The following is an 8,294-nucleotide window of genomic DNA, read 5'->3' on the forward strand; positions in this document are numbered from 1 at the left end:
TTTCTCTGCCGCAAAGCGCTCGATGCTGGATGCGCCGAAGAATCCATCGATGCCCTTTGTTCTCTCAATGACATAGGCCGCATCCTCCGGCTCTGCAATGGGTCCACCGTGGCAAATAATCATGATCTCCGGGTTCACAGCCCGCCCTGCTTCAATAATCGCCTCGATTTGTTGAACACAGTCGTCCAGGGTTAGCGCTGTTTTTGCACCAATCGATCCCTTGGTCGTCAACCCCATATGCGCAACCAAAATGTCAGCCCCCGCCTCCGCCATGGCTTTTGCCTGAGCAGGATCAAAAACATACGGCGTAGTCAGCAAATCCAATTCATGGGCGATACGGATCATTTCAACCTCCAGGTCGTACCCCATACCGGTTTCCTCCAGGTTTTGTCTGAACACCCCATCAATCAAACCAACGGTTGGGAAGTTTTGAACTCCGCTGAAGCCCTGCTCCTTCAGCTGCTTCAGGTATACCTCCATTATTCGGAAAGGGTCGGTGCCGCACACCCCTGCCAGAACAGGCGTATGTTTGACGACGGGCAGCACCTCGGCTCCCATCTCAACGACGATTTGATTGGCATCTCCATAGGAGAGCAGGCCCGCCAGCGAGCCGCGGCCCGCCATTCTGTACCGACCGGAATTGTATACGATTAACATATCTGCTCCGCCCGCTTCACTGCTCTTGGCCGTAATGCCTGTACCTGCCCCGACACCTAGTAGAATTTTACCCTGCTTTACCTCTCCCTTAAATTTGTCCATAATTTCTGATCTGTTCAGCTTATTCATTTCGATATCCTCCTTTTTGGATTGATTAGAAATTTGATGTCATGAGAGCGATCAGCTTTTGTGCTGCGGCTTCTGCAAAGGCTGGATCGTTGATGGCGCAATCCATTTCAATCACTTCAACAATTGAGCGATCGACATGCTGGCGCAGGGTATCAAACAACATCCGGTCCTCCTCCGGTCCGTAGAAAGGCTCCCCCTCCACATCAATTGCGGATACGCCTCTAAGCGGTAGCATTAGCACGGTGCGTTCCTTTGCCATGTTCAGCTTCTCCGCAAGCTTCCTGCCGATCTGCTCATTCTCTTCCACTGTGGTTCTCATCAGGGTTACCGTCGGATTATGCTGATAAAACGTATGATCCTTGAATTTCTCCGGTACAGTATCGCTCGGCCCAAAATTGCACATATCCAAGGCGCCCACCGAGACTACCTGCGGAATGCGATTGTGGCCTGCAGCCTCTAAGCGATTCGGCCCCGCATTTAAGACACCGCCGATGATTTCATCCGCCCACTCCGTCGTGGTCAAGTCCAATACCCCTTCAATGAAGCCTGCTTCAATCAACGCCTCCATCGACTGCCCTCCGATGCCCGTAGCGTGGAACACAAGCACCTCATAGCCCCGCTCCTCCAAATATTTTCTTGCCGCTGTCACACATGGTGTTGTCACTCCGAACATCGTGGCTGCAACCAGCGGCTTCTTATCCGGTTTGTGCGTATGCTCAAACTTGAGCATGCCCGCCATCGCAAATAATGCATTTGTAAATATTTTCGTAGAAATGGAGTTCAATCCGGCTACATCCACCACAGACGGAATCATGACAATATCACTCGTGCCTACGTATGGAGCTGTGTTTCCAGAAGCAACGGTTGATACCATCACCTTAGGGACTCCAATCGGCAGAGCTCTCATGGCAGGTGTGACCAGTGAGGTCCCACCAGTGCCACCAAAGGAAATGATTCCGTCAAATTTACCTTGTTTGTACAACTGTGGCACCAGCTTCTTCAAGCCTATGGACAAAACCTCTGTAGCCAAAGCCCGATCCTTCTTTGCCGCAAGTTCTTCTATGACCATGCCTGCGGCGTGGGCGACTTCCTGATTGGACACATCCGGAACAAAGGATGGTTCAAATACACCTGTATGAATCATCAAAGTCCCCAACCCAAGCTCCTCTGCAATGCTCTTGATGTAAAGGTATTCATCACCCTTTGTGTCAAATGTTCCAATGATTGCGACGGTCTTCATTCCACGGCCTCCTCGTATGACTCTTTAGAAACCAAGCTCGATCGCAGGTAGCACGCTGATTTTTTTTGCTAACAGAAAAACCAGTACGATCGTTATAGCTTCATCATACTGGTCCTGTTTATTTATGAAAACGCTTTTAAGTTCTATGTTTTTGTGTTTAGGTTAGATCTGTACTTTTTGGGAGAGCAGCCCTTAAGCTTTTTAAACATTTTGCTGAATTGTGCGTAATTGGGATACCCTACCATCTCAGCCACCTCGGATAATTGAAGCTGCGGCGCATGAAGAAGCGTGACGGCTTTATTGATGCGGAAGCTTACCAGATAGGTCTGAAAGCTGCAGCCAACCTCCTTTTTAAACAAACTGCTCAAATAGCTGCGGGAAACATGAGCAACCTTGGCCAGATCCGAAAAAATAATTTCACTACTGTAGTTTTGCGCCACATACTCTTTGACAAACTCAACGTAATCATAATGCTGGGTAATGCCTTTCAGCATTTTGACCATAAAATCGTCCTCATCCAGTTTACCCAGGCGTTTAAAATCGCGAGTAACTGCCGTAATCGACTTCTCGGAAGGAATTCGTTCAAAAGCAGACCCGCCAATATACCCCATAATGTCTGTGTTGTCGCTATACATGTACTGGACATCGACCGGCGTCTTTACCGGACCGCCATAAATCATCTTGATCAAATCCGGCTTAAGCTGATTGCAGGTATCAAAAATACGCAGTGCCTTTGATTTGGCGGCCTCCAAGGATACAACCTTCCGTGCACCCAATAACCCGCCTTCGGTCAGGCCAAGATGAGCACAGATTACATCTGCCCCCGCTTCAATCATCTGGGCAGCCTGAAGCTCATCAAATACGAACGCCACCGTAAACAAATCCTGTCGATGGGCCAGACGTATGGCCTCAACCTCGACGTCATAACGAATCCCGTCTTCCTCCAGAGCCTCTCTGAATAATCCGTCGATCAAGCCGACCGTAGGATAGTTGTTGACTCCTGAAAACCCTCTCCTCTTGATTTCCTCTATATAATCAGCCATTTCTATGGTTGGATCATTCGCATTCAGTCCAAAGAGTACGGGAGAATGCCTCACCAGCGGCACAATTTCTCTTGACGCAAAATCCATCACCATATCATTACTGTTGCAAAACGGCAAAAAGCCGGCTAGAGAGCTTCTCCCCATCTGGCGAAACTTGCCGGAGTTCAGCATTAATATAAAATCCGCTCCACTCTGAGCTGCATACTTGGCTGTAATCCCCGTGCCTGTCGAGACACCGATGATGTGATTTCCCTCGTACAGCTGTGATTGAAGACGCTCCAGTATGACTGTTCTGTTCAAACTCCATCCGCTCCTCATCACAATTTACCAATTGTAGTTTTTGTTCCTCAATATTATTATTGTACATCATTCCATATAGCTCATTCCCTCCTTCCTCGATCCGTTTGGTTAAAAGGCATCAAAAAAAAGCCGATTTCCCAGTTGGGAAATCGACCTTAGACATGCTCTTGATATTATTGTGTGACAATGATCGGGCCATTTTTAGTAAGGATAATCGTATGTTCCACTTGAGCTACATAGCTTTTTTCTGTAGCAAAGGTCCATTCGTCTTCTTTTTGATACACTTGTTCTTCTAAAGTTGAGATAAATGGTTCGAATGCAATAACCATGCCTTCTTTTAATAACTCATCATCCGATGTATCGTTATAATTATAAATATGGTCAGGTGCTTCGTGTATGTTACGTCCAACACCATGTCCTGTAAGGTTTTTAATAACGGTTAATCCATGCTGTTTTGCTGTTAGGAATACCGCTTTTCCGATGCCGCTTTTTTTGGAACCAGGTTTTGCTTTTTTAAGACCTGCTTCAAATGCTAGTTTAGCAACGTCGCATATTTTCGTTAACACTTCTTCTCCTTCGCCTACTACAAACGAGATTCCTGTATCAGCGAAATAACTGTTCTTCGAGCCAGAGACATCTATGTTGACTAGATCTCCTTCTTGAATAACCCGTTGCCCCGGAATACCATGTGCTACTTCTTCATTAACACTAATGCAAGTATAGCCAGGAAAATTATATGCACTTTTTGGAGCTGAGACTGCTCCTTCTTTCTCAAAAAGCTCTCCAGCTATATCATCAAGTTCCTTCGTCGTTATGCCAGGAACTGTTCTTTGCACCAATTCATCTCTGATAAAGGCAACAATTCTGCCAATTTCCTTCAAACCATTAAAGTCTTCCTCTGTTTTTGCAATCATTGTTTTCTGACCTCACTATCTTTTATCATCAATTAAATGTATAAGCTGAAACAACCAATTAGATAATCATATCCAAATGGTCAAAGCTTCGCAACTTTTTTTATCAATAACACCTTGACACTAAAAAAAGAAAAGCCCCTTCCGTCTTCAAAGGGGCTGAATATTGCATTATACCTCTTGTTCTTCGGCCTGACTAGGCGGAGCCATCAGACCTTTGACGGCACCCATAAACGGATGGATGGATTTGATCATGCCGTAGCCCATTTTCATGACTGGCATGAATTGCTGGATCATGCCGAATATCCGCATTCCGCCGCCAAGCATACCGCCAGCCGAAGCCGCACCGCCAAGCCCGCCAAACAGCGAACCCATCATCGGTAGAAAGGACGAAACCTGCGCACGCGACACTGTGCGCGAACGGGTAGACGGCTTGCGCGTACCATTCACCCGTTTCCGGTTCTGAGAACGACCGCTCTTGCTGGGTGCAACCTTTTGCTTGGAACGCTGGGAACTGTCCCCTGTGGTCGCCGTCCGCGATATTTTTCCTCCCCCGGTAAGCACCACGCCTCCGCTATTCACGTCAGAAATGTAACCGATATACGTTTCACCACTATGAAGAGTCACGCAGACGGGCCGGGCCTTATACCGCTTTGCCTTTAGGCGTATTTCGTTGGTTTTAGCCATTGAATTTCACCTCGCTCTACTGAATCTACTTCAGTTTACGCGATAAGTGGACTGCTTGCCTGTGCGAATGGGACATCTGTGCGGTATTCGCTATAGGTCAATTCATCAATTTAAGTGATACGACTGGAAATATAAATGCAAGATCATTGAGCGCAACCCGTCTAAATCTTCGCCTTCTCCTCTTCCGCCATCGACCGGATGTAGAAAGCACCCAGCACCGAGCAGAGCAGGAATGAGAAGAAAGCAATCGCTGCGGCTTGTTCACGCTCCTGGAAAACGCTGAATACCTGCTGCATGGAGACACCAAGCATCTGCGGAGAGTTGGCTCCGATTAGATAGGGTGCAGTGAACGAGCCGATGACCCCCATGAAGACAAAGGTCAGGGCAACAAGAAATGTCTTGTACGACAGCGGGAAAATAAACCGGGTAAATAGCGTCAGTCTGCCTACACCCACGTCCTTTGCACTCTCAATGATCGATGAAGGAATGCCCGACAGCGCGGAACTGAGCAGCATCGTCGTAAATGGAATGTTGAACCACAGGTTGGCGATGATGATTCCTTTCTCGTCAAAGATGATGCGTGGCAGCGTAATCCCGACCACCTCAAGCATACGGGCGAGCCAGCCATGATTGCCAAGCAAATTGATCAGACCGTAAGTTGCAATAACACCAGGGATGAACAGCGGGATCATGTACGTTTTACGAATCAGATTGACGATCGGCCCCTGGTTGAAGCGCATATAGATCGCCAGTGTGTAGCTGATCAAGATTACGGCAACACACGTAATGGCAGTGACCCGAAGTGTAAATACGATATTGCTGCGCATCCCCTTATCTGTGAACAGATAGGTATAGCGGCTCAGATCGTATCCACCCGAGCCGTTGCTCAGGCTCATGATGAAGGATTGAACAATCGGGATAATGACAACGATTAACAGGATGGCGAAGGAGGGGAGCACCATCGCCAGGCCTGTGATCGACTGTCTGGCTTCCTTACTCATTTCGCGGCAACGTCGCTCTGCCAGCGTTTGTTAATTTCCGTGCCCAGATCCCCGATGTTGAACGTACGGAAGCCTTCGGCCACACCGTCGAACTTATTCTGCATTTCCTGTGACATATTGGAGAGCTCAATGCCCGGGAAGCCATTCATTTTGTCAACGATCACTTCCTGCGCTTCAGGGGACAGAACAAAGTTCAGGAACTCATTGATCGCTTGCTTCTTGTCCGACTCCTGGTTGACCATCAGGTACGTTGGTCCGCCGTTGAAGCCTGGCGTGATCTGCTGCATCTTAATTGTATCCGGCAACAAACCTTCGTTCAGCTGCTGCAACACCATGTCGGACCAGGCCGGAATTAAGGACACTTCGCCATTCATCAACAGATCCAGCGTGCCCTGGTTTTTCTTCGGATAGATGCCCTGCCCATAGACATACGGTCCGATTTCTTTGAGCGTGTCAAAACCGCCATCCCACTTCTCCATGATCGCCGGATCGGAGTTGTGGATGTCCTCTTCCGGCAGGTCCTTGTAGACAATCGTCTGCACGAACGAGCTGCCGGAACCACCCGTTGACGGGTCATTGTAGGCGAACTGCTCGGGATTGGCTTTGATCCACTGCAACAGCTCGTCCAGCGTAGTTGGTGGATTGGAGATTTTGCTGCTGTCATAGGCTAGAACCACGGCGGACGAACGATACGGAACAGCGAAGTTGTCCACATCCTTCATCGTGTCTGTGTTGACTTTGCTCAGGTTAGGAATGTCCTTCTCGTTCAGTTGCTCCCAAATACCATCCTTTGTGCCCTGAGCAACGGAGGTGATTCCGTCCTCGTAGAGGTCAATGTCTCCTGAGCCCTTACCCGCTTTCTTGGCGGCCACGATCCGGTCGTAGGTCGGCTCAGCACCAGTACCGGACGGGATATAGACTAGATTCACGTCGATATCCGGATGCTGTTTCTCAAACATTGGCTCCAGCGAATCCCACAGATCCTTGACGTTCTGAGAGCCCGTAAAGTAGAAGTTAAATTTCACCTGATCGCTCGATGCAGCAGCGCTCCCCCCGGTGGTGGTGATACTTTTTATCTCACTTCCGTTTCCACACCCGGCCAGCAATGACACTGATAATCCCACAACAGTCAACAATGATAAAAATGGCTTTTTCATACGCATATCATTCATCCTCCTCAGTTCGATTCATCGACCGGGAATCCGGTCATTTTCGAGATCGAGACGCCGACGTCTTTTCCTACCTGCAGCTGCTCAACGAATTCCTTGTTCAGAAAAGCACGTATAATGCCGAATTCCACCAGTTCCACGGTAACTTCGGCGTAATGTCCAAGAATCATGACCTGCTTGACCTTACCCGCCAAAGTACCTTCTCCCATCGTAGTACTGCTCACCTGTACGTCTTCTGGTCGGACCGCAGCTGTCACCTGTCCACTTAACCCCTTCTCGTTTGGCAGGCGAAGATGTGCAATCCGGATGCTCTCCCCTTCCGCCACCCCCTTAAGGAAATTCATTTTGCCGATAAAACCGGCGACATATAATGAAGCGGGCTCATCGTAAATCTGCTGCGGATGAGCAATTTGCTCGATGCGCCCGTGATTCATGACGATAATGCGGTCGGACAACGATAGTGCTTCTTCCTGATCATGCGTGACAAAGACCATTGTCAGCCCGGTCTTCATTTGGATCTCACGCAGCTCCTCACGCATTTCGTGCCGCAGCTTGGCGTCCAGCGCCGAGAAAGGCTCGTCCAACAGCAGTACCGCCGGATTCAGCAGCAGAGACCGAGCCAGCGCAACCCGCTGCTGCTGTCCACCCGAAAGCTCGGCCGGATATTTCTTCTCGAAACCCGACAGTCGGACCAGCTTGAGCGCATCCTCGACCGCTGTGCGGATCTCTTCCTTCGGCATTTTGCGGATCTTCAGGCCGAAGGCCAGATTGTCGTATACCGACATATGCGACCACAAGTTATAGCTCTGGAACACCATCGAGGTCGGCCGTTTCTCCGGTGGCAGTTGAATGACACTTTTGCCCTCGATCAGGATGTCACCGGAGTCCGGTTCAAGAAACCCGCCGATGCTCCGGAGTACGGTAGTTTTCCCGCACCCGGAGGGACCAAGAAGGGTGACCAGCTCGCCTTTTTCAATATCGATGTTGATGCCGCTGACCCCGTCACCCGTTTTGTAGCGTTTGGCTAACTCTCGTACAGACAACTGCATACTTCTGCCTCCCCTTGCTTCGGTATATCGACCGAAATATTTTTATTTCATTTGAAAACCACTCGCCAGCACGTCCGCGCTCACCAGCCGCTGAGCTGCCACTAGCAA

The 8,294-nt window shown here is 49.1% G+C and carries 8 protein-coding genes; all 8 read right to left on the reverse strand.

Features of this window, described 5'->3' with window-relative positions:
- Nucleotides 1–786 (reverse strand): phosphoenolpyruvate hydrolase family protein (locus A6049_RS31220; protein ID WP_063568303.1); only part of this gene is annotated, 786 nt, incomplete at its 3' end.
- A 25-nt stretch (nt 787–811) separates the two neighbouring features.
- Complete coding sequence (locus A6049_RS31225) at nt 812–2,026, reverse strand: Tm-1-like ATP-binding domain-containing protein (RefSeq protein ID WP_063568304.1); 1,215 nt, start codon at nt 2,024–2,026, stop codon at nt 812–814.
- Nucleotides 2,027–2,169: 143 nt separating this feature from the next.
- Nucleotides 2,170–3,369: a phosphoenolpyruvate hydrolase family protein gene (locus tag A6049_RS31230; protein ID WP_240321592.1), complete on the reverse strand. Its 1,200-nt coding sequence runs from the start codon at nt 3,367–3,369 to the stop codon at nt 2,170–2,172.
- Nucleotides 3,370–3,542: 173 nt separating this feature from the next.
- Nucleotides 3,543–4,283 (reverse strand): type I methionyl aminopeptidase, encoded by a 741-nt coding sequence (gene map, locus A6049_RS31235; RefSeq protein ID WP_063568306.1) that lies wholly within the window; start codon nt 4,281–4,283, stop codon nt 3,543–3,545.
- 168 nt (nt 4,284–4,451) lie between these two features.
- On the reverse strand, nt 4,452–4,967 hold the full coding sequence (locus A6049_RS31240) for a hypothetical protein (protein ID WP_063568307.1): 516 nt from the start codon (nt 4,965–4,967) through the stop codon (nt 4,452–4,454).
- A 161-nt stretch (nt 4,968–5,128) separates the two neighbouring features.
- Nucleotides 5,129–5,968 carry an ABC transporter permease gene (locus tag A6049_RS31245; protein ID WP_063568308.1) on the reverse strand — a complete coding sequence of 280 codons (840 nt, stop codon included), beginning with the start codon at nt 5,966–5,968 and terminating at the stop codon, nt 5,129–5,131.
- Complete coding sequence (locus A6049_RS31250) at nt 5,965–7,131, reverse strand: extracellular solute-binding protein (protein WP_063568309.1); 1,167 nt, start codon at nt 7,129–7,131, stop codon at nt 5,965–5,967. The genes A6049_RS31245 and A6049_RS31250 overlap by 4 nt, the downstream gene beginning before the upstream one ends.
- 14 nt (nt 7,132–7,145) lie before the next feature.
- On the reverse strand, nt 7,146–8,186 hold the full coding sequence (locus A6049_RS31255; protein WP_063568310.1) for an ABC transporter ATP-binding protein: 1,041 nt from the start codon (nt 8,184–8,186) through the stop codon (nt 7,146–7,148).
- Between the last annotated feature and the right edge of the window lie 108 nt (nt 8,187–8,294).

The organism is Paenibacillus sp. O199, assembly GCF_001636635.1.
GTDB lineage: Bacteria > Bacillota > Bacilli > Paenibacillales > Paenibacillaceae > Paenibacillus > Paenibacillus marchantiae.

Bases quoted from the DNA above. Each gene is read 5' to 3' on its own strand.
- A6049_RS31225 (WP_063568304.1), bottom strand. From the start codon at position 2,026: ATGAAGACCGTCGCAATCATTGGAACATTTGACACAAAGGGTGATGAA.
- map (WP_063568306.1), bottom strand. From the start codon at position 4,283: ATGATTGCAAAAACAGAGGAAGACTTTAATGGTTTGAAGGAAATTGGC.
- A6049_RS31240 (WP_063568307.1), bottom strand. From the start codon at position 4,967: ATGGCTAAAACCAACGAAATACGCCTAAAGGCAAAGCGGTATAAGGCC.
- A6049_RS31250 (WP_063568309.1), bottom strand. From the start codon at position 7,131: ATGCGTATGAAAAAGCCATTTTTATCATTGTTGACTGTTGTGGGATTA.
- A6049_RS31245 (WP_063568308.1), bottom strand. From the start codon at position 5,968: ATGAGTAAGGAAGCCAGACAGTCGATCACAGGCCTGGCGATGGTGCTC.
- A6049_RS31255 (WP_063568310.1), bottom strand. From the start codon at position 8,186: ATGCAGTTGTCTGTACGAGAGTTAGCCAAACGCTACAAAACGGGTGAC.